Source organism: Uliginosibacterium flavum (assembly GCF_040566545.1).
GTDB lineage: Bacteria > Pseudomonadota > Gammaproteobacteria > Burkholderiales > Rhodocyclaceae > Uliginosibacterium > Uliginosibacterium flavum.
In genome coordinates this window covers 194,966-221,539 of record NZ_JBEWZI010000001.1, presented here as the reverse complement: position 1 = coordinate 221,539, position 26,574 = coordinate 194,966, and the positions used below count along the sequence as shown (strand labels likewise).

Here is a 26,574-nt window from a genome sequence, read left to right as displayed (position 1 = left end):
TGAACGCATGAACGTAATTCAAGGTGAACTGCCCGGCTTGTTGATTCTGGAACCCAAGGTGTTTGGTGATGAGCGCGGCTTTTTCATGGAAAGTTTCAATGAAAAGACCTTCACTGAAGCTACCGGCGTGAAAGTGCATTTCGTGCAGGACAATCACTCGCGCTCGCAGCGCGGCGTGCTGCGCGGCCTGCACTATCAGCTGCAACAGCCGCAGGGCAAGCTGGTGCGTGTGGTTGATGGGCGCGTGTTTGACGTGGCTGTGGATCTGCGTCGTTCCTCGCCGACTTTTGGCAAGTGGCAGGGCGTCGAACTTTCCGCCGAGAACAACCGCCAGTTCTGGGTGCCGGCCGGCTTTGCGCATGGCTTCGTGGTGCTGTCAGAAAGCGCGGATTTCCTCTATAAAACGACTGATTACTATGCGCCGGAGTACGAACGTTGTCTCGCCTGGAATGATCCCATCGTCGGTGTGAAATGGCCGCTCGATGGCATCGAACCTGCGCTTTCCGCCAAGGATCAGGCGGGTCGGAAATTTGTGCAGTGTGATACCTATCCCTGACGGTGACGCGATGGAGAGCGTGTTTGTGTTTCAACATTTGCATGTGCTTACAGATGGAGAAGAGGACGTCAAACTGGTTGGCGTATATCGGACAAAGGCATTGGCGCACGCCGCCGTGACGCGTTTGATGTGATTTCCCCGACGTGATTGGCTCAAGTCATACGGGCAGTTCAGATGGTTTTATCTCGATAAATATCAACTCGATATGGATCACAGGCAGGATGGATTCGTGACGGCGTAGCTGGTTTTACGATAGCGTTTTGTATCTCAATAATTCTCGGAGTGGCGTGTTGTTAATGCGGGGATAAACATGAAAACAGTCTTGGTCACCGGCGGTGCCGGCTACATTGGTACCCACACTTGTATTGAGCTGCTCGCAGGAGGGTATGAGGTCGTCGTGGTCGACAACCTGTGCAACAGCAAAGTCGAATCATTACGCCGCGTAGAGGGATTGGCAGGGCGCAAGCTGGCCGGCTTCCACCAGATCGACGTGCGTGATCGCGCAGGCATGCACGATGTGTTTGGCCGCTACGAAGTCGATGCTGTGATCCATTTCGCCGCGCTCAAAGCGGTTGGCGAATCGGTCGCCAAGCCGCTGATGTATTACGAGAACAACATCGCCGGCACCGTTGTGCTGGCCGAGGTCATGCAAGAGGCGGGCGTGAAGACTCTGGTCTTCAGCTCCTCCGCCACCGTGTATGGCGATCCGGCCAGCGTGCCGATCCGCGAGGATTTTCCGACCGGGCCGACCAATCCCTACGGCCGCACCAAGTGGATGATGGAATTCGTTCTCAGCGATCTGGCGGCGGCGGACAAGGACTGGCGCGTGGCTTTGCTGCGCTACTTCAATCCGGTCGGCGCGCATCCCTCGGGGCGTATCGGCGAAGATCCGAATGGCATTCCGAACAACCTGATGCCCTTCGTCTCGCAAGTCGCCGTCGGCAAGCGCGCCAAATTGTCGGTGTATGGCGGCGATTACGCCACGCCCGATGGCACCGGCGTGCGCGACTACATCCACGTCGTCGATCTGGCTAAAGGTCACGTCAAGGCGCTGGAACGCCTAGCGCAAAAGAGCGGCGTGCTCACTGTGAATCTGGGCACCGGCATCGGCTATTCCGTGCTGGATGTCGTCAAGGCTTTTGAGGCCGCCAGCGGCAAACCTGTGCCCTACGAAATTGTCGCCCGCCGCGCTGGCGATGTGGCGCAGTGCTACGCTGACCCGGCCATGGCTGCGAACGAGCTGGGCTGGCGTGCCGAGCGTGGCATCGGGGAAATGTGTGCGGACTCCTGGCGCTGGCAGAGCAACAATCCGGACGGCTACGTTTGATCAATGCCTGAAGACCCGCGCACAGCATGCCTCTTCGGGATGCCTGCCCGGAAAAGCCCTTTGCTTAAGCGTCGCAGGGCAGGGTAGTCGAAGAGGTCCGCTGCAAGCGCCTCTTCAGTGGCTTGCTTTCAGTCTTTCAAGTGTTATGACCGAGTTGCAAGACGGAAGACTGCTCAATCGCGCTATCAACGGACAGTCTGCGCGCTCACCAAACGGCCATTCGATCCACTGGCTGGTTCGGTCTGCCTCGTGTCGCTGACGCACCTTGTCGTAGTGGTGCTCCGCCTTGGCTTTAAGGCGTACCCGACCTTTGAACATTCGTCGCGGCGACTCATGCTGCTGTCGACACCCTGGATCCTCAAAGTGTTGAGAAACGCGGCTTTCCCCAAAGGAAAGCACGATAATGGCGGCCGACTCGGTTTTGAGCGCTATTTCAGGATCCCACATGGAAATCAAGGTCAATTTTCTCGACAAGCTTCGCCTTGAGGCCAAGTTCGATGACTTCACGGTCATCGCCGATCAGCCTATCCGCTACAAGGGCGATGGTTCGGCGCCGGGACCCTTCGATTACTTTCTGGCCTCATCGGCCTTGTGTGCGGCTTACTTCGTGAAGCTGTACTGCGACACGCGCAATATTCCCACCGAGAACATCCACCTCTCGCACAACAACATTGTTGATCCGGAAGACCGCTACAAGCAGATTTTCAAGATCCAGATCGAGCTGCCGGCGGATATCTCCGCCAAAGATCGGCAGGGCATCTTGCGTTCCATCGAGCGTTGCACGGTGAAACGGGTGGTGCAGACCGGTCCCGACTTTGTGATTGAGGAAGTTGAAAATCTGGATGTCGATGCGCAGGCCTTGCTCACGCTGAATCCGGATTCCGAGGCCCGCACTTTCATTGCGGGCAAGGATCTGCCGCTCGAAGAAACCATCGCCAACATGTCGGCCTTCCTGGCTGGCCTCGGCATCAAGATTGAAATCGCGTCCTGGCGCAATCTGGTCCCCAACGTATGGTCACTGCATATCCGCGACGCGCACTCGCCGATGTGTTTCACCAATGGCAAGGGGTCGAGCAAGGAAAGCGCACTGGCGTCAGCGCTGGGCGAATATATCGAGCGCGCGAGCTGCAATCATTTCTACAACGACCAGTTCTGGGGCGAAGACATCGCCAACGCGGCCTTCGTGCATTACCCGGAGGAACGCTGGTTCAAGCCGGGCCGCCGCGACGCGCTGCCGAAAGGCATACTCGATGAATACAGTCTTGCGATCTACAACGCCGATGGCGAGCTGCGCGCTTCGCACCTCTTTGACACCAACTCCGGCAACACCGAACGCGGCATTTGTGCCTTGCCCTATGTGCGCCAGTCGGACGGCGAGCGGGTGTACTTCCCTACCAATCTGATCGACAACCTCTTCCTCAGCAATGGCATGAGTGCCGGCAATACGCTGGTGGAAGCACAGGTGCAATGTCTGTCGGAGATCTTCGAGCGCGCGGTCAAACGCGAAATTCTGGAAGGTGAAATTGCCCTGCCCGATGTGCCGCAGGAGGTGCTGGCGAAGTACCCCGGTATCGTGGCCGGTATTGAGGAGCTGGAAAAACAGGGCTTCCCGGTGCTGGTGAAGGATGCCTCACTCGGCGGTGAGTTCCCTGTGATGTGCGTCACCCTGATGAACCCGCGCACCGGCGGCGTGTTTGCCTCCTTCGGCGCGCACCCGAGCTTCGAGGTGGCGCTGGAGCGCAGCCTGACCGAACTGCTGCAGGGGCGCAGTTTTGAAGGTCTCAACGATCTGCCCCGGCCGACGTTCGAGAGCAATGCCGTCACCGAGCCGAATAATTTTGTCGAACACTTCATCGACTCCAGCGGCACGGTGTCATGGCGCTTCTTCTGCGCCAAATCGGACTACGAATTTGTCGAGTGGGATTTTTCTGGGCACGGAGAAAACTCGAACGCCGACGAAGCCGCGACCTTGTTCGGTATTCTCGAAGGCATGGGCAAGGAAGTGTACATGGCGGTGTATGACCAGCTCGGCGCCACGGCCTGCCGCATTCTGGTGCCGGGCTACTCCGAGATTTATCCGGTCGAGGATCTGATCTGGGATAACACCAACAAGGCACTGGCCTTCCGCGCCGACATCCTGAATCTGCATCGTCTGGACGACGCCTGCCTTGAAGCTTTGCTGGAACGACTGGAAGACAGCGAACTGGATAATTACACCGACATCATCAGCTTGATCGGCGTCGAGTTTGACGAGAATACGGCCTGGGGTCAGCTCACGATTCTGGAGCTGAAGCTGCTGATTCGTCTCGCCTTGCAGCAATTTGAAGAGGCGAAAGAGTTGGTGGAAGCCTGGCTGCAGTACAACGAAAACACGGTCGAGCGCGGCTTGTTCTATCAGGCCTTGAACGTGGTGCTGGAAGTGCAGCTGGACGACGAACTGGAGCTGGCTGATTACGAAGCCAATTTCCGCCGCATGTTTGGCAGCCCGCGCATGGATGCGGCGCTGGGCTCGGTGGACGGTAGCGTGCGCTTCTTCGGCTTGACGCCAACAAGCATGAACCTGGAAGGGCTCGATCGGCACCAGCGCCTGATCGATAGCTATAAAAAGCTGCACACGGCGCGGGCCGGGGCGGCGACTTGATCCAGTCGGGCTGATGACTCATGCAGAGATCCACCACAAGAGTGATTGCGTATGTTCTCGTCACCCTTCAGGTGCAAGGCCAGGCTTCGCCGTCGCTTGGTCTGAGGGTCTGCAACGGATCGTCCTGAGCCTCAGGCCTTCTGGATTCCCGGCTTTTGCGTCTATTCCAGCCCGAACACAAAAGACACCCGCACGCTGTCGCCGGCCTGGCCGCTGGGCAGGCAGCGCCATTGCAGGGCGGCGAGGCGGGTTTCGGTTTCGAAGTAACCGCGTGGCGTGGCTTCGATGATCTGTACGGAACGCACCCGGCCATCGGCTTCCAGATACAGACGGGCGAGAACGCGGCCTTGTTCGATGTCATCGTTGCGCGCCCGCTGCGGGAAAACCGGTTTGATCTGCACGCCGCAGCGCTGCTTCAAGGGCAGACTGGCGATATTGGCATGGCTGGCTGACTGGCTGGAAAGCGGCGCTGCGCCTTGGTTTGCAGGCAGTATGTTCGTAGAGGTAGGCGTGGCGGTCGTCTCCGCGATGGTAGGGCTGGGAGGCAATACAGGTGCGGCTTGCAGGGCAGGGTCTGGCGTGCTCAGGATTGGCGCCAGGTTGACTGCGCTGTCCGGCGCAGGCTTTGCCGTATGGGGCGCGGCAGGCTGGGCGATGGGCGCGGCTGGTTTCACGGCGGGCGCGTCGGTTTGATGCAGGGCGACAGCGAGGCGTTCGGGTGGCGGCGCCGAGGCTTGCCAGGGACGGCTGACGGTAGCCAGCAGGGCGAGCATGCCCAGCGTGAGGATCAGCGCCAGCGTCCAGGCGAAGGGCCAGCGCAGCCAGCCGCCTTGTGCGTGGCTGGGGCGGTAGCGGGCGGAAGGGTGTTCAGGGCTGATCATGGCAAGCCGCGAGTGTAAGATTCGGGGCTCGGAAACGCCATGTCGCTGCGCAATTATTCGTGACGCCAGGCTACGCGTACTTTGGATCTGATTATGCCCATCATCCCCGAAATTGCCGCGCGCCAGGCCGCGCTGACTGAAATCCGTCGTGATATCCACGCCTTTCCCGAACTGGCTTTCGAGGAGGCGCGCACGGCCGAGCTGGTCGCATCCCAGATGGAGCGCTGGGGCCTGGAGGTGCATCGCGGCGTCGGTCAGACCGGCGTGGTGGGAGTGATCTACAACGGTGACTCGAAGCGCGTGATCGGCTTGCGTGCCGACATGGATGCGCTGCCCATCGAGGAGGCCAATCAGTTCGCCCACCGTTCGCGCCACGCAGGCTGCATGCACGCCTGCGGCCACGACGGGCACACCGCAATGCTGCTCGGTGCGGCAGAATACTTGGCCGAGCGCCGCAATTTTGATGGCACGGTGGTGCTGGTATTTCAGCCCGCCGAGGAGGGGCGCGGCGGTGCGGCGGCGATGATTGCGGATGGCTTCTTTGAGCGCTTTCCGGTTGATGCCATCTTTGGCATGCACAACTGGCCCGGCATGCCGGCCGGGCGTTTCGGCATTTCGCCGGGCCCGGTGATGGCCAGCGCGGATCGCTTTGACATTGTCGTCACGGGCCACGGTGGCCACGCGGCGATGCCGCACCTGACGGTGGACCCCATCGTCGCGGCGGCAGCGCTGGTGACGGCGCTGCAGACAATTGCCTCGCGCAGCATCGATCCGCTGGATGGCGTGGTGGTGTCGGTGACGCAGTTCCACGCGGGTGAAGCCTATAACGCGATTCCCGGCGAAGCGCGCCTGTGTGGCACGACCCGCGCGCTGCGCCCGGCGGTGCGCGCCGCCACGGCACAGCGCATGCGCCAGATCTGTGACGGGATTGCAGCGGTGCACGGAGTGAAAGTCGAATTCACCTGGATGGATGGCTACCCACCCACCGTCAACACGCTTGCCGAGGCCGAGTTGTGCCGCGCCGTGGCTGGCGAGCTGGCCGGCGTTGAGCAGGTGGATTGGGCGCTACGCCCGAGTATGGGGGCAGAGGATTTCTCCAACTTTCTCGAACATCGCCCCGGCTGCTACGTGTGGATCGGCAACGGCCCAGGCGAAGGCGGCTGCACCTTGCACAACAAGCATTACGACTTCAATGACGAGAACCTCACACTTGGCGCCAGTTACTGGGTGCGGCTGGTTGAAGCGGCATTGGCGCCGGAGGCTCTTTGAGTTTGGGGGCTCCGGCTGCTTGCCATGCAGATGAATAGTTACTGAAAACTTGGCAAATAGTGGTACCTCATCGTTGCCTGACAAATGTTTGCATTTGCCGGGTTGATTGTCTTTGTTAACTAAAATTTTATTTTTTAACAATGAGTTGCGTTTTGTTCGGGTAAATGTTTCGTCATTTTTAACGCCATTGGCTCTACAGACGGCATATAGGCTCCTGATCCCCGCTAAGCGTGGCCGCATATGGCTTTGGCAGGGGTTCGACTCGAAGGATTGACGGACGCGTGCGTTCATTAGCCGGGCAAATGCGAAGATTGGCCATTTTGATTGGGGTTTACCCTCTATTTGGGGCAGGATTACTTCACGTGATTCACGAATCCAACCGTTTTTGCCCGAAAGATAGCCATGTTCAAACGTTTCGCCTCCCTCGCCGTACTGGCGCTCAGCCTGTCGATTTCTGCCCAGGCTGCCGATCTGACCGCCTGGTCACCGCAGCCTGAAGAGCACCCGACCACCATCGCACTGCAGGGCATGCTCAAGCGTCTCAAGGAGACCAGCAGCCGTCTGGATTCGAGCCTGATGCCGGTGGCCGCCGCGTCAAATCAGAACAAGCTGATCGCCGGTCTGCAGAGTGGTGAAATCGGCGTGGCCGTGATCACTCCGAGCACTGTGGCACGTCTGGCGCCGCAGGCCCGGGTGCTGGCTTTGCCCTTCCTGTTCCGCGATTCGAAGCAGATGTTCAAGCAGCTGGATGGCGAAGTGGGTAAGGAGCTGGAGCAGAGCATGGCCACTCAAGGCGTGGTGCTGTTGGGCTGGTACGACGGTGGGACGCGCTCCTTCTATATGCGCAATCGCCCGCCGCGCTCAATCAGTGATCTGGACGGCCTCAAGGTACGCATTCCGAATCGTGCTGATCTGCGCGAAACGGTGAGCGCGCTTGGCGGCGTGCCGCAGGTGCTGGCGTATCAGGACGTGAATGCCGCATTCGAAGCCGGCAACATCGACGCAGCAGAGAACGATCTGCTGTCCTACGAAGCTGATCAGCACTACAAGCGCGCCAAATTTTTCGTCACTACCAGTCATGCCGTGCAGTACGAGGCCCTGGTGGTATCGGCCGTGGTGTGGAACAAGCTCAGCGATGCCGAGCGTGCCGGCTTGCGTGAGGCGGGTCGTGATTCTGCCTTGGCAGACCGTGAAATCTGGGCCAAGCGCATGATCGCAGCCCGCATGCGGCTGGAAAAGGAAGGCGTGAAATTTGTCGATCAGCGTGACAGCATGGCCTTTGCCTCGCGTGTGACGGCGACCTACAAGCCTTACATGGAAAATCCCGTGACGGCACCGCTGTTGCTGAAGCTGATGACGGCGAAGGGCTGATCAGGCGCTTGCTGCCTGCGGCAGAGGACTGAGCGGGCATGCTTGTAGAGCCGCGCGCAGCAATGCTCTCCGGACAAGATGCCCGTACAGGTCCAACCACTGCGGCTGTGCAGGCAGAGGCCCGCGCCGGCCATGCTAAAATCCGGGCCTGAACAGATTGATCGGGAAACCCATGTCCGGCAGCATTTTTGGCACGCTCTTCACGGTAACTTCATTCGGCGAATCGCATGGCGCGGCCATCGGCTGCGTGGTCGATGGCTGCCCGCCGGGGCTGGCGCTGACCGAAACCGACATCCAGCTCGAACTGGATCGGCGCAAGCCGGGCACCTCGCGCCACGTCACCCAGCGCAAGGAGCCGGACGCCGTCGAGATCCTCTCCGGCGTGTTTGAAGGCAAGACCACTGGCACGCCGATTGCGCTGCTGATCCGCAACCAGGATCAGAAGAGTGGCGACTATTCCAAGATCATGAATACCTTCCGCCCTGGCCACGCGGACTACAGTTACGAACACAAATACGGCGTGCGTGACTATCGCGGCGGCGGCCGCTCTTCGGCCCGTGAAACCGCTGTGCGCGTGGCGGCCGGGGCGATTGCCAAGAAATGGCTGAGCGAAAAATATGGCATCGTGATCCGTGGCTTCATGAGCCAGCTCGGTGAAATCGCGATTCCCTTCCAGAGCTGGGAAGCCGTGAGCGAGAACGCCTTCTTTGCGCCGAATGCGGAAATCATTCCGCAGCTGGAAGCCTACATGGACAAGATCCGCTCCGAGCGCGATTCCATCGGTGCCAAAATCGATGTGATCGCCACTGGCATTCCGCCGGGCTGGGGCGAGCCGGTGTTTGATCGCCTGGATGCCGACATTGCCTACGCCATGATGAGCATCAACGCCGTCAAGGGCGTGGAAATCGGCGACGGTTTCGGCGTGGTGGCGCAGCGCGGTAGCGTGCATGGCGACGAACTGACGCCGGCCGGTTTTCTCAGCAATCACGCCGGTGGCGTGCTCGGCGGGATTTCCTCGGGGCAGGACATCCGCGTTTCGATGGCGATCAAACCGACTTCCTCCATCCCGCAGGATCGTGCCTCGATCGACCGCGACGGCAATCCCGTGCAGATGCAGACCACCGGCCGCCACGATCCCTGTGTCGGCATCCGCGCCACGCCGATTGCCGAAGCCATGCTGGCGCTGGTGCTGATCGATCACGCCCTGCGCCAGCGCGCGCAGAATGCCGATGTTGTGGCGCCGCTGCCGCGTATCGCCGGCCTGGCGCCCGACGGGCAACAGGACATTCCGTCGCCCAAGGCTTGAGATCAGGCCTGCTCTGAATTCGAAAGCCGCAGGGATTCGTCCTCGCGGCTTTTTTGCTTTCTATCTCTGAGTTTGATGGCGCTGTCACAGCGGCGTCACAGAGCGTGTCTATGCTCGCTGCTCGCAGCACACCCATAAAAAACACAGAGAGAATTTCATGAGCAAAATCACCAAGACGCTCGGCATGCCCGATGCGGACGATATCGGCCATAACGACTCCGCCAATACGCATATCCAGGACGTGCTGGTGAAGCGCCGCATGCTGCTCAAGAGCGGCACGGGCGCCGCGTTTGCGGCCCTTTTCGGCGGCTTTGGCCTGAGTGCCTGTGGCGGCGGCGGATCGACCAGTTCCGGCGACAGTGCCTCGGCGTCCTCGTCTTCTTCCTCATCATCTTCTTCCTCTTCCGGCGGCACGACCGGCCTGCTCGGTTTCACCCCGGTCAACAAGAGTCTGGCGGATGTGTTTACGGTGCCAGTGGGCTACACGGCATCCGTGATCTACGCCCTGGGCGATCCGCTGAGCGCGGGCACCGCCGCCTTCAAGAATGATGGCACTGACAGCGATTTCGACAATCGCGCGGGTGACTGTCACGACGGCATGGAATATTTCGGTCTGTCCGGCAGCGGTTTGCCGGATCAGAGCAGCACGGATCGCGCCTTGCTGGCGATGAATCATGAATACGTGATTCCACAGTTTCTGCATGCCAACGGCGCCACCTCCGGCACGCGTCCGGCGGCCGAGGTGGACAAGGAAGTGGCTGCGCACGGCGTCTCCGTCGTCGAAATCAAGAAGGCAGCTGGCAAGTTTGCCACGCTGCAATCCTCCAGCTTCAATCGCCGCGTCACCGGCATCAGCGAAATCGAAATCGCTGGCCCGGCGGCGGCTCACGCCTTGCTGAAGACGAAGTTTTCGACTTCTGGCGTCAAAACGCGCGGCACCCTGAACAACTGCGGCACTGGCAAGACGCCCTGGGGCACGCTGCTGACCGGTGAAGAAAACTGGTCCGGCTATTTCAAGCGCGCATCGGGCGACGATGCCCTGCGTGACGCAAAGAGCGTTGTCTCGCTTAATCGTTATGGCCGCAAGCAGAACTCCAGCAGCCGCTACGGCTGGGAAACCGGTGGCGCTGCCGACCAGTACGCCCGCTGGAACATCAGCCAGACCGGCGCTTCGACAGATGGTACGGACGACTACCGCAACGAATTGAACGGCCAGGGCTACATCACCGAAATCGACCCCTACAGCAAGAGCGCCGCAGTCCGCAAACGCAGTGCACTGGGGCGTTTCAACCACGAAGCCGCCGCCATCTCCAAGCCTGTGGCCGGCAAGCCACTGGCGGTTTACATGGGCGACGATGCCCAGAATGAATACGTCTACAAGTTCGTTTCCACCGCCGTGTGGGACGCCGCTGATGCCAATCCGCTGGATCGGATCGCCACTGGTGACAAATATCTGAACGCTGGCAAACTCTACGTCGCCAAGTTCGCTGCTGACGGCACGGGCAGCTGGCACGAGCTGTCGATGAGCAACAGCGCCGTGGCCGGCTATGCGACTTACGCGTTTGCCGATCTGGGCGACATCGTCATCAATGCCCGCCTGGCTGCTGATGCCGCTGGCGCGACCAAGATGGATCGCCCGGAGTGGTGCGGCGTGAATCCGGCCAATGGCGAAATCTACTTCACCATGACCAACAGCAGCAGCCGCGCTGAAGCCACGGTGGATGCCGCCAACCCGCGCGCCTACACCGATACCAAGGGCAGCGGCACACAGAAGGGCAACGTCCACGGTCACATCATCCGCATCGCCGAAACCGGCAACGAAGCCGCTGCGACCAGCTTTGCATGGGACGTGTATGTGTTCGGCGCCGAAGCCACTTCGCCAGCCGCCAGCGTGAATCTGTCCGGCCTGACGGACGCCAATGACTTCTCCAGCCCGGACGGTCTGGCTTTCACCGCCAGCACCGGTATCTGCTGGATCCAGACCGATGACGGCGCTTACACCGATGTCACCAACTGCATGATGCTTGCCGGCGTGCCCGGCACGGTGGGCGATGGCGGCAACGTCAGCGTCACCAGCGGCGCCACGACAGTCACGACCAAGATGGGTAAACAGCCGGGCGCCAAGCTCAAGCGTTTCCTCGTTGGCCCCAGCGAGCAGGAAATCACCGGCATCTGCGAAAGCCCGGATGGCAAAGTGCTGTTCGTCAATGTTCAGCATCCTGGCGACGGCACATCGGTAGCCAATCTGGCCGACCCGACGAAATACACCAGCCAGTGGCCCAGCAATGCAGGCTACGGCGCTGGCAAGCGCCCGCGCTCGGCGACCGTGATGATCACCAAGAATGACGGCGGCCTGATCGGCAGCTGATTGTTGGTAGTAGAAATAAAAAAAACGGGGCGCTTCCTTGCGGGAGCGCCCCGTTTTTATATTCTGCTGTCTGATTCGAGTCCTTAAGGTGTGCTTGCAGAGCCGCTCCGGACGGACTTCTTCGGGCACGTGTCTTGTAGATCAAAGCCAGGAGCGTTTCAGATCGAGGGCTGCTTGAAGAAACCCGCTGGGCGTAGCTCTGTGGGCAGGCATGTTCGCTGCAGTGAAAAGGGCGCAGAAGCTATTTCTGCGGCCTTTCTGTTCAGCGTGGCGTCAGGCTTGATGGTGCAAGTAGAAACGCTCTTTCTGGCACTTCAGACTGCCGAACGGCGGCGACTGGCCCCGCCCAGCAGTGCCAAGCCTCCCAGCATCAGCGAAAGGCTGGTGGGTTCGGGCACAGCACTCACTGTGCCGTTTAGTGCGAAGGGCAGGGTGACGCTGGTTTCTGAACCGGTTTGGGTGAGGGGGGCAAACGCAGCCCCAAGGATGCTTTGTACCGCATTGCCGCCAGCCGGATTGTTGGCAATGCCGGGCACCCATGGGCCTGATGAGAGCGAACCGGCAAGGCTCCAGGTCAGCCAGTAATTGCCTGTAGAAAGGGAAAAATCACTGACGTCAGCAGCGATGCTATAGATGCCGCGCTGGGTGTTTGTTGTCGTTGTCGTTGTGACGCGATAGCCCACCAGTTCGTTGTCGGTCACGCTGGTAATGCCTGAGGCGACAATCGTTCCGCTGTTGATGTCGCCGCTGATGATGCTCCAGTTGGCTGTCTGGAAAGTGAAACTAGTGCTGCCGGTTTGATAAGCAAAAAAGTTGATGCTTTCAATGTTCCAGATTTCTCCGGCCGTGATGCTGAAGTCTTCGCCGATGCGATTGTTTGAGTTTGTCTGGGCACCCCAGCCCCAAGAACTGCCATCAGTAATGGAAAGTTTTTCGCCGTCCACGACTGGGCCGTTGTTGTAGATTTCGATGGCCTGAGCGGAAATGCTGACGCTGGACAAAGCAATTACAACACTCAATGCACGTATTTTTTTCATGACGTTTCTCTCTGTTGAGTGAGCCTTCAGTTATATCTGAAGGGGTGATGCGGTAAAAATCGACAAATCCTTTGAGCCAAGAGCGAAATTTTGTGCATGGATAAACACAAAATCACGGGCATTAAAAAAGCGGAACAGTTGAGTGGTCCGCCTTGGAATTGCTCTTGGGTGTTGATCGATCAGCTGGCGCGGCGTTTGAGGCTTAAGCCCAGAATCCCAAGGCCTGCCAGCAGCATGGCGTAGGTGCCGGGCTCCGGAACGGCGGTGACGCCGATGTTGTCCAGGCGCGTGAAGCTGGGGTCGTTCCGCACACCAAATTTCAATTCTGTAGAAAGCCCAGTCGCAACCAGATTGGCAAATCCGTGGTTCGTCCAGTTTTGCACTTCATTGCTGAAGCTGTAAACCAGTGCACCATCGAACCATGCCTCGAAAGTTTGATTGCTCGTGGCTGAGTTGAATACATCGAATGACAGGGTGTACAGACCACCGACGGTGGTGGCCAGATTCTGGCTGATGTAGTTCAGTGAGCCAGTTGCGCCGGAACGCCAAACATAGGTGCTGTTTGAAGTGACCGAGTTCGCAATGACATCGGAAAGGCTGGTGTTGCCTGATTTTGTCCAGCCGGTGAAGTTGCCTGTCTCGAAGTCGCCGTTGACGACAAGGTTTTGTTGCGCATTTGCTGTAAATGCAGTCGCAGCGAGGATGAGCGCAAGAAAGACGTTTTTCATGTCAATTAGCCCTGTTGGATGTGTTTTGTTTTAAAAGGCATCTAGGAGTGCCGTGAATGCTTTTAGCATGCGTCTTGATCATCTCATGCAGCTATTATTTTTGCTGTGTATAAAGTCACAGAAGTGAATAACGTAGGCTCTTTTTGTTATTTATTCTGTTTATTTGACCGCATTTAAAAAGGTGTTTTTACGAGCCTGTAGGCCCTTCTGTTTCCATCGGATCAGAGTAATTCGAGAGGTTTTCTGGTATCGAGCGACTGTGTGTCGGCTTTCAGGTGGGCATATGTGTCCCCGCCTGTATGGCGCCAAGAGGTATGCGTGTGCCGTGAGCGAATATGCATCACTTGCCCGCAGCGCCCCTCCGGGCGGACTTCTTCGGGTATGCCTCTTGTAGATCCAGTACCAGCAAGCCTAAAGCCGATGCCATGCTGCAGAAGTCCGCCAGATGCGGCTCTGCAGGTGGGTCTATTGCAACGTTGAATTGCTGGTCTGCGGCGAGCCACTGCCCAGGTAGAAGATGCCGGGATAGCCGCTGGTCTCGAAACGCTGGCTCACATTGCTGCTCAGCGCCGAATCCGTGATCGCCAGCGTTCCGGTCAAATCATTGCTGACGAAGAAAATCGCGCCGCCGCCTTCGTTGGCGTGGTTGTTGTGGATCTTCGTGCCGCACAGACTCAGATTGAAGGTGTTGCCATCCGTGTAAATGGCGCCGCCGCTGCCGCCACCGGGCGTGCCTGCGCGTGCCGGGTTGGCTCCGCTGCCGACCGCGTTGTTGTAGCTGAACAGGCTGTTGCGCACGTTGAAGGACACGCCGATAGCCGACAGGCCGCCGCCGTTCGAGCACACATTGCCCAGATCGCTGCGCCCGCCGAAGGTGCTGCCGGTTACGTAAAGCGGCAGGCCGTTGGACTGCTGGAAGGCGCGCACCGCAGCGCCGCCCACATCCGGTCCGGTCGCGTCGCAGCTGTTGCTGAAGAAGCGGCTATTGACGATCTTGAGCCGTCCGCCCTGGGCGTAGATGGCGCCGCCGCTGCCTTCCGGGCTGGCGCCGCTGGCATTGCCGCTGATGAAAGTCAGGTTCTGCACGGTCAGTTGCGGGTGATCCTGATTGTCGCAATGCGAAGTCGTCCAAACCTGCGCGGGATCACAGGTGTTCATGTACAGGATGCGCCGCGTGCCACCGCCGCTCAGGGTGATCTTGCCGCCGCCGTCGATGACGATCTTCGGCCCGGTGTTGTTCACGATCTTGGCCGTCGCGGCGAGCGTGATGGTCAGCGGATTCGCGCCGCAATTGAAGGTAATGACGCCGCCCTTGGCGACCCCCGCGACCACGGCGGCAGAAGTGCAACTGGCGGGAGTGCCGTTACCGATCACGGTTGTGGGGCTGGTCACGCTTTCGGCGGCGGCCTCAGCCGGCACGCTGCAGTTGCCATCCGGATTGCCGGCCGCCGGGAAGCTGTCGCCACCGCCGGAGCTGCTGCTTGAGGAGCTGCCCGAGCCGCTACTGGATGAAGAGCTGCTGCTTAACGACGAAGAACTGCTGCTCGCCGGACTGGACGAACCGCCTCCGCCACTGCCACCGCAGGCCAGCAGGATTGAACTCAGGAGGGCAGGGACAAGCAGACGTGTTCGCATGGCAGACTCAAAATTCGTGAGATGTGTCACGTTGCGCGAGCTGTTGCGGGTGGGTCAAGTTTTCTCTGGCGGGCGTGGCCATGCGCCGCCGGATGGGCGGGGAGGGACTTCAGGCTGATCTGCCTGAAGCGCCGCACTCAGCCTACCTCTCCAGCATGCCTGCCTGAAGAGCCAGTCTGCGTGCGGCTCTTCAGAACGGTGTTTTCAGCGTGAAAACCAGTTCTGCAGCGGCTTGTTCAGGCGGATCAGCCACAGCTGGGTGGCTTCCTGGCTGGGCTTGAGGCTGTAGCGGCCCTGATGGTTGAGCTGGCCGTCACGCACGGCGTAGGCGCCCATGTCTGCGCCTTTATCGCCGCTGATCTCACTCTTCAAACCGAAGTCGTTGTCGTTGATGACGGCAAAGCCGCCGGGAATCAGCGCCAGACCTTCAGCCTTTTCAGGCTTCCAGCCCAATTCGCGCAGATCCAGCACGCGCTGTTTGCGGATGAACTTGAGGCTCGCCAGTTCAGCGGCGCTGGCGTATTCCAGCGCTTTTCCGCTGGCGCTCAGGCGGGCGCTGATGTCGTCAGCCCCGGCAATGTCGATGACGTAAATCACATTGCGCGTGCCGCGCTTGCCTTCGCCCTGGTCGATCAGGGCGAAGTGGCTATCGTCGATGGCGACCAGATCGCCCAGTTTCACATCGCCGGCGCGTTTGTAGTCGTCCAGATCAAGCGGATAGGCGAACTGGCGCGTGGCGCCGCTGACCGGGTCGAGTTCCACAATGCGGATGAAGCGGGCGAGATTTTTCGTCTTGCCATCGACATCCAGGGTGGATTGCACGGCGGCGTAAATCTTGCCCGCAGGCGTGATGGCCAGACCTTCGAAACCGCGATTGGGCTGGCGCGCAGCGAGGATTTCCGGCAGGCCTTTGCCCGGCGCGTACTGAAGCAGAACCTGGCCACGCGGGGTGGTCTTGACGATGAAGGGGCCATATTCGTCGGCGAGCCAGAAATTGCCGGCGCGATCCGTGGCGATGGCTTCCGGGTCGATTCCGCGCGGGCTGTAGGCCAGCGGCTGAAGGCGATCATCCAGGGCGACTTCGCCGGTGGCGCCGGTATTGCCCGGCGCGAGTGGCAGGCCCGAGGCGCTGAGCCCGTCGTAGCTGAGCGGGATCGTGCGCGTGACGCGCGCGTGCTGGCCCGGTGTGAGGCGGATTTCGGCAATCCGCGGTACGAAGTCCGGCGTGAGGAAGACCTTGCTGGCCTGCGCCTTGCCCTTGATCTCGACTTTGGGCGAATCGCCATTCGGGCCACGATCACCCAGCCCCCAGAACAGCAGCCTGCCATCGGCCTCGGTGCTGCGATAGCTGAGGCCGGAGCCCGGCGCATAGGGCAGGTAAGCGCCAAATCCGCCCGAAAACTGGTTGCCATAGCGCAGATGTTCGCGGGCCGGCAGGAGCACCTCGTAATGCTCGATGCTGGCGACGCCCGGGGCGTTGGTAACGATGCGCTCGAAGGCCTTGCCCTGAGGTGCGTCAAGGCGATCCGGATTGACCGCGCAGGCGGCAAGCAGACCGAGAGCGGGCAGGGCGATAAACAGGGGTGTACGCATTGATTTCTCCACATTGACCGACGAGTCTTGCGCGGGCTTGTTACATCGGTGTGACAGCCAATCATTCGACCGTAGCAAACTTGTCATGCTGAGATCCTAGACTCGTCCTGCTTTCTTCACACGATAAACCGGGGGTTGATTCATGAGTACGAAAATGTTTGGGCTGCTTGCCTGCAGTCTTATCTTGTCCGCATGCTCAAGTCAGTCGGTGCGTGTCGGCCGTACTGCTGATGATCAGCCCATGGTGATTGCCCATCGTGGTGCCAGTGCCTATCGTCCCGAGCACACTCTGGCGGCGTATCAACTTGCCATCGACATGGGCGCAGATGTGGTGGAGCCCGATCTGGTGAGAACGCGCGATGGTGCGTTGGTCGCCCGTCACGAAAACGAAATTGGTGGCACTACCGACGTGTCGGCGCATCCCAAATTTGCGGCGCGCAAGGCAACCAAGCTGATTGATGGCGTGCCGATGACGGGTTGGTTTTCCGAGGACTTCACGCTGGCCGAAATCAAGACGCTGCGGGCACGCGAGCGGATTCCCGCAAATCGCCCGGAGAATGCCAAACACGATGATCGCTACGAAGTGCCGACATTGCAGGAGATCATCGCCCTGGTAAAAATCAGTGAGCAGAAGACGGGTCGACGCATTGCGATCTATCCGGAAACCAAGCACCCCAGCTATTTCCGCGGCATCGGCATGCCGCTGGAGGAGCCGCTGGTCAAGGCTCTGCACGACGCCGGATTCCACGGCAAGGGCGCGCCGGTGTTCATCCAGAGTTTCGAGGTGGCCAATCTGAAAATGCTGCGCACGATGACGGATCTGCCACTGGTGCAGTTGCTCAACAATCCGCTCAACAAGCCGGCAGCGAATGGCGTGCCGCAGAATGTACCGTATGACTTCATCGTGGCCGGTGACAAGCGCGGCTATGCCGATATGACCAGTGCTGCTGGTTTGCGCGAGATTGCCACTTACGCTGACGCGGTAGGCCCCTACAAGGAAATCATCATTCCACGTACGGCAGACAATCATATGGGTCAGGCGACGACGTTTGTCGCCGATGCACATGCCGCTGGCCTGGGTATTCACATCTGGACGTTGCGCCCGGAAAACACCTTCCTGCCTGTCGAACTACGTCAGGGCGATGCGGCGTCAATCACCGCACGCGGCAATCTTGTGGCAGAAATTCTGACCTATCTGCAGGCGGGCGTGGACGGCATTTTTAGTGACGATCCCGCCGCTGCGCGCGAGGCCGTCAACCAGTTCCGGCGTAAAAAATAGACGGCTGCTCATACAAGAGCCGACCCGCAGGTCGGCTCTTGCTTGCGACAAGGTGCGCCATCTCAGATGGGCGCATGCACAGATCACCAGCCCAGAGTGATCACCAGCGCCTGCGGTTTCGAGGAATATAACAGCGTGCTCTTGTCGCGCACATCATCGTAGGCGAAGCCGTAGGCCAGCCCGTCGATGCTGTGCTGATGCCAGAACTTGGCATAGTAGTTTGCTGGAGCGCTGGCGTAATAAGTGCTGGCATTGCTCCATTGTTCACCCGCCACCGTCTTCACGAGATGGCGGTTCAACGCAGCGCAGATTTGCGCCTGTACAACGAGGTCGAGCCGCGCACCGGAGGCCAGTGGGCCGGAACCTTCCAGTACGTTCAGCGTTGAGGGCTTGCCGCGGATATAGGCGTATTCAGCGCCGTTGTTTTTACTGAACACGAAGGTGTCTCCACTTACGCGGCCAACAAAGCTGGACATCGTGCCGTCGGTGAAGGAGAAGCGCAGATCATTGTTCCGGTAGTAGTCCCACACCTCGTTTATGTAGCTGTCCAAATAGTTCGCGTACGGAGCCCCGGTCGCCATCGTCCCCTTGCCGGGGGCAACGATTCTGTAGGGCTGCTTGAGCAAGCCTTTGAATGCATCGGGCACTTCACGCTGAAAGGCCGAGAATAGCCCCGCGCGTGTTTCAGTCTCTCCTACCGTTTTATCAACGCCATCCCGGCCGACCAGACGGGCAGTCAGCGGAAAGCCGAATTGATCAACACGAGTCGTGTTTCCCCAGAAGCCGTTCGCCAGTAGCGTGAACTCGGCGAAGTCGAAATACACATCCTGATTGGGGTCTTGCGGGTTGCCAAGGTTGGCCCCCGCAAATCCCATCCGCCCATCCGCGCCGCGCACGATGCGGATATACATTGGCGAGCCGACGCTCATGAACAGGCGGGCACCCTCCAGCGGAGGAATGGACACCCAGGAAGCCTCTGCCACCGTGTGGAAATAATTGGCGTAATTCACGCCGCCTTTGCTCAGGTGATTGGCGCCATTGTTGTCCGCATCCGACACGGGCACGACACTTCCATCCTTGGCGATGTATGACATCACCTTGGTATCCGGTTTCAAGCCGATGATCGCCCAATAGAGCTGAGTATCTGGAAAATTGCCACGCGTGCCGTTCTTGATCTGGATCGTCATTGCGCGCGAGCCGATCGGGATATCGCCTGTGCCGCCACTGCTGGAAGAACTGCTGCTTGAGCTACTGGAGCTGCTGGAGGAGCTGCTAGAACTGCTGGAGCTACTCGACCCACCCGACGAGCTGCTGGAGCTGCTACCCGCACTACTACCCAATAAGATTGAGGTGCTGGCTGAGTTGATTGCCGGCGTACCATTGTTGTAGGTAAACCAGTAGCTGAGCGTTTGCCCAGCTTGTGCAGCAAAGCTCCACTCGAAGCGGCTGCGCGTGGCGTTCCAGCTCATGCGCACGTTCTGCTGCGCACCGCTCGCCAGGCTGAAATGTACATCTACCCAACTCGTATTCACGCGTGATGCGAACCACAGCGTGGCGCGGCCACCACTCAGTTCCGTTCCCGTTGTGAAGTCACCATTTGTGACGACAGAGGGTGGTTCGCTGATTACGGTATTGCTGCGCGCTGAGTCATACGCAAGTGATCCGTTGTTATAGGTGAACCAGTAACTCAGCGACTGGCCAGGCTTGGCAGCGAAGCGATACTCAAAACGTCTGCGCTCGCCGCTCCAGGTCATACGCAAATTCTGCTGTGAGCCGCCGGACAAAGAGTAATGAGCATCTACCCAAGTCGTATTGAGCTGCGATTTGAACCATAGCGTGGCAGCGCCATTGGCATAGTCCGTCCCCGCGCTGAAGTCTGCCGCCTGCGCACCGCAGACCATACTGCTAAGCCATATAAAAATCAGTACAAATACGCGCCTGACAGACTGTGCCATTACCCCACTCCCAATATTTTTCAGGAAACCGAGAGGCCTCCACGTGCGTGGCAATATATTGGTCGGAAAATAGTGGAACAAGCCGTATGTGATGAGTGGTGCATATGTGCGGCTGAGCCTCTCGAACATATGTAAAACGGGCGGCAAGGTGATGAGTGGGCTTGCGCGCTTGATTTTTTCGCATGGGTCTGCGTGACCGAGCTGGGCGGTTTGTGTCCCTTCGTGGATGTGGACGAATCCGCGTTGGCAGCGTGCCCCACTTGACCATGCTGCACCGCCGCAGCATTATTCGTCCATGCACAGCACCTCATCCTCCTTGTTCCGACGCCAAACCGCTGCCCGCCGACCGGGCAGGCTGTGGCGCGCGAGCATGAGGGCGGGCTGCGGAATTTGGCGATGCTGATCTAGCCTCGCGATTCCCTGCAGCAGCTTTCCCCCAGCGGGCCACGGCTAACACCGTGGCCCGCTTTTTTTCGTCTGTCGTTTCTGGAGAACACCATGAATCCATCCGTCCTGCCCCATGCCCTGATGCCGATCACGCCCCGCCCGCAGCAAATCTTTGTGCGCGGAGCTGGTGCGCGCCTGTTCGACGAAGCCGGCCGCAGTTATCTGGATTGGGTACAGGGCTGGGCCGTGAATGCGCTGGGCCATGCCCCGGCCGTGATTGCGGCGGCGCTGGCGCAGCAGGCCGGCGTGCTGATCAATCCCGGCCCGGCTTTCTACAACCAGCCCGCGCTGGATCTGGCCGCCTGGCTGGTGGCGCATTCCGGCTTCGATCAGGTCTTCTTCGCCAGTTCCGGTGCCGAGGCGAACGAAGGCGCGATCAAGCTGGCGCGCAAGTGGGGCCAGCTGCACAAGGGCGGCGCTCACGAGATCATCACCTTCAGCAACGGCTTTCACGGCCGCACCCTGGCGACCATGGCGGCGACCGGAAAACCCGGATGGGATACTTTGTTCGCGCCGGCGATGCCGGGTTTTGCCAAGGCGATCTACAACGATCTGGCCTCCGTGCGCGCCCTGATAGGGTCGCAGACCGTGGCGGTGATGCTGGAACCGGTACAGGGTGAAGCTGGTGTAATTCCGGCGACACCCGAATTCATGCAAGGCCTGCGCGCCCTGTGCGACGAACTCGGCCTGCTGCTGATCGTGGACGAAGTGCAGACCGGCTGCGGCCGCAGCGGCCCGCTGTTTGCGCACAGCGCCTACGGCATCGCGCCGGACATCATGACCTTGGGCAAAGGCATCGGCGGCGGCGTGCCGCTGTCAGCCCTGCTGGCGCGCGAAGCCGTCTGTTGTTTCGAATACGGCGATCAGGGCGGCACCTACTGCGGCAACCCGTTGATGTGCGCGGCCGGTCTCGCCGTGATGCAGACCATCGGCGCACCGGGTTTTCTCGATCACGCCAAGGCGATGGGCGAAAAACTGGCCACGGGTCTGCGCGCCCTCAGCACGCAATTCTGCCTCGGCGAAGTGCGCGGCAGCGGCATGCTGTGGGCGCTGGTGCTGGGCAGCGATGTCGCACCGGAAATCGTCACGCGGGCACGCGAAGCCGGGCTGCTGCTGAACGCGCCGCGCCCGAATCTGCTGCGCTTCATGCCCGCACTGAACAGCAGCCCGGCCGAGATCGAGGAAGGGCTGGCGCTGCTGGGGAGGGTTTTGGCAGAAGTTCTGTGAGCGACCTGCCCGCACAGCCGCGCTGGATAAGGCTGTGCGGGCAGGGTGGCTGGAGAGTGGCGGCTGCTGGGCTCCTTGATTCGCTCCGGCTGGAGCGGCACCCAACTTCCGCCTGGCTGCACGCATTCGGCATCCACTTTGCAGTTCAGAGTCTTTAAGTTCCGCGTTCTCCGCCAATAGCGATCAAGGGTTCAGCTAATCCGAAAGAAGGGGGACGTGGTCGGCGAAAACGTCTATTCGAAGTTCCCTTGTGTTCGAATCCGAATCCGAATCCGTTCGCTGTCGTACAGAGGACGAATGGGTTCTGAACTAGGATATCGCGACCTTCCGGTTTCATCGATATCGGATCAATCATCAAGGAGCATGGTCATGCACAGAAATATTCTGTTGGTGTTGTCAGGCGTATTGATCACTCATCTGGCACTTGCCGCTGAGCTTCCCGCAAATTTGCCGGCGCCCACGACAAGGGGCGCCGTGACGTTTGTCTCAGGCGGCATCGGACTGGACGAATCAACGGCCATGAAGGCGGCTGAAAAAGACTACCCGCTGACGCTTGAATTCGTGGTTAAAACCGCATCGACCAGTGGGTATACCTCAGACGTTAAAGTGCTTCTTGCCGATCACAATGGCAAAACGCTGCTCGATACCGTCTCGAACGGTCCCTTCCTGCTGGTCAAGTTGCCTCCGGGAAATTATCGGCTCGAAGCGAGCAAAGATGGACAAACCAAGCTGCGTCAGGTGGATGTTCGCGCCGGCAGCCATCAAAAAATCCTGATTGAATGGGGCACATGATGCTGCCGTTCCTGGCCGCTGGCGAGTGAGTGTGGCTGGGCGGGCGTCCTTGCTGCTCACGTCAGGATGGACGCCAAGCGAGATGCGCTTCTCCTTGCCCCCAAAACGGTACTTGAGGCGCCACCACTTGCCCCCACTGGGGCTATTTCCAGATACAGGCCGCCTCCGTCAAACAGGCGCTGGGTCTTGTCTGTGGGCTTGGCTGTGCGGTTCTGCAGGTCAGTGATCGTCATTTGGGGGCAACTTGTGTGACTGGATAGCTAGTGTTCCCAAATTTTGCCCCCGGATTGCAATAGCCCTTCTCGGCCTGCTATGGACGCAAAAAAGGCCAGAATCCTTGATTTCTCAGGGTTTGCTGGCCTTCGTTGCACTGCTTTGGAACACTTAATGGTGGAGGCGGGGGGAATCGAACCCCCGTCCGCAAGACTTCCACGAATGGATCTACATACTTAGCTGGTCAATTTTTGTTTAACCCTGTGCTCTGCCGATCAGCAGGCCGACACAGGGCGAGTCACCTTGATTTTAGCTCCGTCTCAAGTAACCCGAGACAGCACGAGCCTCTGTGAATGACACTGCTGCAAGTTTTACCTTACCTGACCCAGAGACAAATCAGTGCAGTGGCTAAAGCCTTAAGCGGCTAAAGCGAATTGCTCGTCGTTTGCGAGTAGAACTTTCCAGATGGATTTACGAGGTGACTGGTCCTCGGTATGCACCACTTCGCTTCTTGACCCACGTCGAAGCCAGGTCGCCCCCAGTCTCGATACCGGCAGAAACGACTGCCGATGAAGCAATCCCATTATAGCTCAGGCAAACAAAAACCCGGGCTTGCCCGGGTTTTTGTTTGTGAAGCGGTCGTACTCGATCAAGGTGCTACGGTGATCTCGATCTCGGCTTTTTCGCTGCCGCCAACAAAGTCTGTCGCCTTGTATGTGACGATCGCTTTGCCGGTGAAGTCCGCTGCCGGTGTGAAAGTTACGACCCCGTTTTCGTCGACACTGGCTTCGCCCTTGCCTTCGGTAACGGTGACCGATTCGATCATGATCCCGTTCTTTTCCTTGTCGGTGTCGTTCTTCAGTGCTTCGATCTTGACGGCCTGGCCTTTGGTGGTTTTGGCAACGTCGTCCTCCAGTGAAGGCGGTGCGTTCAGTTCGCCTGCGACGGTGGGCAGCCAGAGGGATACTTGCGGCACATAGGTCACGATCATCAGTACTGCGAATAGCGCGCCAAAGAAGGGAATCATGGCCTTGGTGACCTGCTCCATTTTCTGGCCTGACACTGCACTGGCGACGAAAAGGACCGAGCCTACGGGCGGGGTAATCAGGCCGATACCGAGGTTGACCATCATGATCATGCCGAAGTGCACCGGGTGTACGCCCAGCTGGGTGACGACGGGAAGCAGGATCGGGGTCAGGATCAGGATCAGCGGGGCCATATCCATCAGGGTGCCGAGGATCAGCAACAGGACGTTGATCGCCAGCAGAATCAGGATGGGGTTGTCTGACAAACCGGTAAAGAAGCCCGAGATCTGCGTCGGCAGTGACAGCATGGTCAGGATGTGACCAAAGGCCGCTGCGAAGCCGATCAGGATCATCACGATGGTCACTGTTTTGACCGTGCGATGAACCAGCGTCGGCAGCTGATGCCATTTGTAGTCACGGTAGTAGAACATGGTGACGGAAAAGGCCCAGACGCAGGCAATGGCAGCTGACTCGGTGGCGGTATACCAGCCGGAGAGGATGCCGCCGAGGATGATGACCACGGTGAACAGGCCGGGCAGGGCATCCACCATGATGCGGATGGCTTCCTTGACCGGAATGACTTCACCCTTGGGGTAGTCGCGCTTCACCGCGAAGTAGATGCACATGCTCATCAGTGTGATGCACAGCACCAGGCCAGGTACGACGCCAGCCAGGAACAGGGCGCCAATCGAGATGCTGCCACCAGCGGCCAGCGAGTAGATCACGGCGTTGTGGCTGGGCGGAATCAGGATGGCTTGCACCGAACCCGAGGCCGTTACGGCTGCCGCATAGTCACGCGGGTAGCCGTGCTTTTCCATCTGCGGAATCATGACCGAGCCGATCGAGGCGGTATCTGCCACCGATGAGCCGGAAATGGCACCGAAGAAAGTCGAGGCCAGAATATTCACCAGTGACAGGCCGCCGCGGATGAAGCCGACGAAGATCGAGGCGAAGTTGATCAGGCGCGTGGCGATGCCGCCTTCGGCCATGATGGCGCCGGCCAGCACGAAGAAGGGGATGGCCAGCAAGGAGAACTTGTTGACGCCGTCACCCATCTTGAGCATGACGGTAGTCAGAAAACTCATGTCTCCGGTGAAATAAATCGCACCCACCAGGGCTGTCATCCCCAATGTGTAGGCTACCGGCAGGCCAACAGCCAGCAGCAGGAAAAAAGTACCCATTATTACGAAAGCATCCATGATCGCGGTTCCTTACTTGTGCTCTTCTTCGGTGTCGCCACCATGATTGCCGATCATGACGATCGGGCGATTATGCTGCGAGCCAAACAGGATGGCTTCAATGATGAACAGCAATGTGGCCAGCGAACCCAGCGGCAGCGGCAGGTAAGTCCAGCTTACGCGCACGGAGGGGAAGTCCGGCAGGCTTTGGCCTGTACCCATGAAGAACAGCACGCGGTCGGCGCCGTACCAGATGATGAACAGTGCAACCAGCGCCATCAGGATGTCGACAATGCGTGCAGCAATGACTTTGCCTTTGGGCGACAGGCGATCCGTCATCATGGTGACGGCAATGTGGCTGCCCGCGCGATAGGCGGCGGCGGCACCGATGAAGGTGAAGACAATCATGCAGATCAGTGATGCAGGTTCCGGCCAGGACAGGCCAGAATCGAAAAACTTGCGGGCGACAACCTGGATCGGGATCACGATGGTCATGACTACCATGGCGAGGCCGGCAATCCAGATGCACAGCCAATAGACCTTGTCCATTGCTGAACAGTATGTTTCTTTCATTTCTTGCTCCTGAGAACTACAAAAAAACTGGCGGATCAGGGGAGACCCGCCAGTTCCTTCCTGCTGTTTTACTTGACGGCCTGGATGCGTTTGATCAGGTCGGCGTAAGCAGAACCATATTTGTCACGCACCGGCTGGGTAGCCTTGAAGAATGCGTCCTTGTCGACGTCAGCCACGATGGTGACGCCAGAAGCCTTCATGCGGGCAGTGTCCATGGTGACGCGTTTGTCCCACAGTTGACGCTGTTCCATCTGGGCTTCGCGGGCCAGCTTCTTGATCAGGGTTTGATCTTCGGCGGACAGCTTGGCCCACTTGGCCTTCGAGAACACGAAGATTTCGGGGATGATCAGGTGGCCCGTCAGGCTATAAACCTTGGCGACGGTGAAGTGGTTGCCCGTCACATAGGACGGAACGTTGTTTTCAGCACCATCGACCACGCCGGTTTGCATGGCGCTATACAGCTCGCCAAAACCCATCGAGATGCCCGAGCCGCCCATGGCGTTCATGGTGTCGACGAAGAGCGGGTTACCCATCATGCGAACCTTCTGGCCAGCCAGGTCAGCAGGCTTGCGCACAGCTTTCTTGGTGTAAAGGTTGCGGGTGCCGCCGTCCATCCAGCCCAGTGCGACCAGATTGGCCGAGCTGTTGGTGATCTTGGTGAGAATTTCTTCACCGATCGGGCCGTCGACCACTGCACGCATGTGCGCTTCGCTGCGGAACACGAAAGGCATGTTGAACACGTTCACTTCAGGCACAACCGGACCCAGCGGGCCGAGCGAGGTGCGCAGGATGTCGATACCGCCAGCCTGGGTTTGCTCGATCATCGATTTTTCGTCGCCCAGTACGGCGCCCGGGAACATCTTCAGCGTGAGGCGGCCTTTGGTGGCGGCATCCAGCTTCTTGCCCAGACTCTGCATGGCGACTACGTTCGGGTAGCCTTCCGGGTGAACGTCAGCCGCTTTCAGTTCAAGGGCTGCTACGGGGGCTACGGCGAAGACCGCCGTAGCCAGGAGTACTGCCAGCTTTGAAGCACGCATCATTGTGTCTCCTAGAGAGTGACAAAAAAACAAAAACAAAAAACGTCCGGCCTGAGCCGTACAACCTCAAATTACAGACTCGTTCCGACAGAGTAACAATAAGAAGAAACCCTTTACTTTGCCAGTTGAATCCTTG

At 59.2% G+C, this 26,574-nt stretch carries 19 protein-coding genes and 1 other RNA gene; 10 read left to right on the top strand and 10 right to left on the bottom strand.

Going from position 1 to position 26,574, the window contains the following annotated elements:
• Positions 1-7 precede the first annotated feature (7 nt).
• From rfbC to ABXR19_RS00930, 3 genes are all read left to right on the top strand, one after another.
• Positions 8-556 carry a dTDP-4-dehydrorhamnose 3,5-epimerase gene (gene rfbC / locus ABXR19_RS00940; protein WP_354599193.1) on the top strand — a complete coding sequence of 183 codons (549 nt, stop codon included), beginning with the start codon at positions 8-10 and terminating at the stop codon, positions 554-556.
• A 310-nt stretch (positions 557-866) separates the two neighbouring features.
• Complete coding sequence (galE, locus tag ABXR19_RS00935; protein WP_354599192.1) at positions 867-1,883, top strand: UDP-glucose 4-epimerase GalE; 1,017 nt, start codon at positions 867-869, stop codon at positions 1,881-1,883.
• Positions 1,884-2,328: 445 nt separating this feature from the next.
• Positions 2,329-4,524, top strand: a complete 2,196-nt coding sequence (locus tag ABXR19_RS00930; RefSeq protein WP_354599191.1) for an OsmC domain/YcaO domain-containing protein — start codon at positions 2,329-2,331, stop codon at positions 4,522-4,524.
• Positions 4,525-4,685: 161 nt separating this feature from the next.
• Here the strand turns inward: ABXR19_RS00930 and ABXR19_RS00925 are convergent, their stop codons facing one another.
• The gene (locus tag ABXR19_RS00925; RefSeq protein ID WP_354599190.1) at positions 4,686-5,405 is read right to left on the bottom strand and encodes a TonB family protein; all 720 of its coding nucleotides are present in this window, start codon (positions 5,403-5,405) and stop codon (positions 4,686-4,688) included.
• A 93-nt stretch (positions 5,406-5,498) separates the two neighbouring features.
• Here ABXR19_RS00925 and ABXR19_RS00920 point away from each other — a divergent pair, with 93 nt between their 5' ends.
• From ABXR19_RS00920 to ABXR19_RS00905, 4 genes are all read left to right on the top strand, one after another.
• Positions 5,499-6,674, top strand: a complete 1,176-nt coding sequence (locus ABXR19_RS00920) for a M20 aminoacylase family protein (protein ID WP_354599189.1) — start codon at positions 5,499-5,501, stop codon at positions 6,672-6,674.
• A 402-nt stretch (positions 6,675-7,076) separates the two neighbouring features.
• The gene (dctP, locus tag ABXR19_RS00915) at positions 7,077-8,045 is read left to right on the top strand and encodes a TRAP transporter substrate-binding protein DctP (RefSeq protein ID WP_354599188.1); all 969 of its coding nucleotides are present in this window, start codon (positions 7,077-7,079) and stop codon (positions 8,043-8,045) included.
• A gap of 172 nt (positions 8,046-8,217) precedes the next feature.
• Positions 8,218-9,351, top strand: a complete 1,134-nt coding sequence (gene aroC / locus ABXR19_RS00910) for a chorismate synthase (protein ID WP_354599187.1) — start codon at positions 8,218-8,220, stop codon at positions 9,349-9,351.
• A 157-nt stretch (positions 9,352-9,508) separates the two neighbouring features.
• Positions 9,509-11,719: a PhoX family protein gene (locus tag ABXR19_RS00905; RefSeq protein WP_354599186.1), complete on the top strand. Its 2,211-nt coding sequence runs from the start codon at positions 9,509-9,511 to the stop codon at positions 11,717-11,719.
• A gap of 314 nt (positions 11,720-12,033) precedes the next feature.
• Here ABXR19_RS00905 and ABXR19_RS00900 read toward each other — a convergent pair whose 3' ends face one another.
• From ABXR19_RS00900 to ABXR19_RS00885, 4 genes are all read right to left on the bottom strand, one after another.
• Positions 12,034-12,756 (bottom strand): PEP-CTERM sorting domain-containing protein, encoded by a 723-nt coding sequence (locus ABXR19_RS00900; RefSeq protein WP_354599185.1) that lies wholly within the window; start codon positions 12,754-12,756, stop codon positions 12,034-12,036.
• A gap of 179 nt (positions 12,757-12,935) precedes the next feature.
• Positions 12,936-13,484, bottom strand: coding sequence for a PEP-CTERM sorting domain-containing protein (locus ABXR19_RS00895; protein ID WP_354599184.1), 549 nt, complete (start codon positions 13,482-13,484; stop codon positions 12,936-12,938).
• A gap of 465 nt (positions 13,485-13,949) precedes the next feature.
• Complete coding sequence (locus ABXR19_RS00890; protein ID WP_354599183.1) at positions 13,950-15,119, bottom strand: hypothetical protein; 1,170 nt, start codon at positions 15,117-15,119, stop codon at positions 13,950-13,952.
• Positions 15,120-15,323: 204 nt separating this feature from the next.
• On the bottom strand, positions 15,324-16,712 hold the full coding sequence (locus tag ABXR19_RS00885) for an esterase-like activity of phytase family protein (RefSeq protein WP_354599182.1): 1,389 nt from the start codon (positions 16,710-16,712) through the stop codon (positions 15,324-15,326).
• 184 nt (positions 16,713-16,896) lie between these two features.
• Here ABXR19_RS00885 and ABXR19_RS00880 point away from each other — a divergent pair, with 184 nt between their 5' ends.
• On the top strand, positions 16,897-17,991 hold the full coding sequence (locus ABXR19_RS00880) for a glycerophosphodiester phosphodiesterase (RefSeq protein WP_354599181.1): 1,095 nt from the start codon (positions 16,897-16,899) through the stop codon (positions 17,989-17,991).
• Between the two features lie 83 nt (positions 17,992-18,074).
• Here ABXR19_RS00880 and ABXR19_RS00875 read toward each other — a convergent pair whose 3' ends face one another.
• Positions 18,075-19,946, bottom strand: coding sequence for a glycoside hydrolase family 64 protein (locus ABXR19_RS00875; protein ID WP_354599180.1), 1,872 nt, complete (start codon positions 19,944-19,946; stop codon positions 18,075-18,077).
• 498 nt (positions 19,947-20,444) lie between these two features.
• Here ABXR19_RS00875 and ABXR19_RS00870 point away from each other — a divergent pair, with 498 nt between their 5' ends.
• Both ABXR19_RS00870 and ABXR19_RS00865 read left to right on the top strand, forming a co-directional pair.
• On the top strand, positions 20,445-21,620 hold the full coding sequence (locus ABXR19_RS00870) for an acetylornithine transaminase (protein WP_354599179.1): 1,176 nt from the start codon (positions 20,445-20,447) through the stop codon (positions 21,618-21,620).
• Between the two features lie 369 nt (positions 21,621-21,989).
• The gene (locus ABXR19_RS00865) at positions 21,990-22,412 is read left to right on the top strand and encodes a carboxypeptidase-like regulatory domain-containing protein (protein WP_354599178.1); all 423 of its coding nucleotides are present in this window, start codon (positions 21,990-21,992) and stop codon (positions 22,410-22,412) included.
• A gap of 388 nt (positions 22,413-22,800) precedes the next feature.
• On the opposite strand, the gene ssrA is transcribed toward ABXR19_RS00865, so the two are convergent.
• The 4 genes from ssrA to ABXR19_RS00845 all read right to left on the bottom strand — a co-directional run bounded on the left by ssrA (position 22,801) and on the right by ABXR19_RS00845 (position 26,441).
• Positions 22,801-23,165: a transfer-messenger RNA gene (gene ssrA, locus ABXR19_RS00860) on the bottom strand.
• 109 nt (positions 23,166-23,274) lie between these two features.
• Positions 23,275-24,849 carry a TRAP transporter large permease subunit gene (locus ABXR19_RS00855; protein WP_354599177.1) on the bottom strand — a complete coding sequence of 525 codons (1,575 nt, stop codon included), beginning with the start codon at positions 24,847-24,849 and terminating at the stop codon, positions 23,275-23,277.
• A gap of 12 nt (positions 24,850-24,861) precedes the next feature.
• Positions 24,862-25,401: a TRAP transporter small permease gene (locus tag ABXR19_RS00850; protein WP_354599176.1), complete on the bottom strand. Its 540-nt coding sequence runs from the start codon at positions 25,399-25,401 to the stop codon at positions 24,862-24,864.
• A gap of 68 nt (positions 25,402-25,469) precedes the next feature.
• On the bottom strand, positions 25,470-26,441 hold the full coding sequence (locus ABXR19_RS00845; RefSeq protein WP_354599175.1) for a TRAP transporter substrate-binding protein: 972 nt from the start codon (positions 26,439-26,441) through the stop codon (positions 25,470-25,472).
• Positions 26,442-26,574 lie beyond the last annotated feature (133 nt).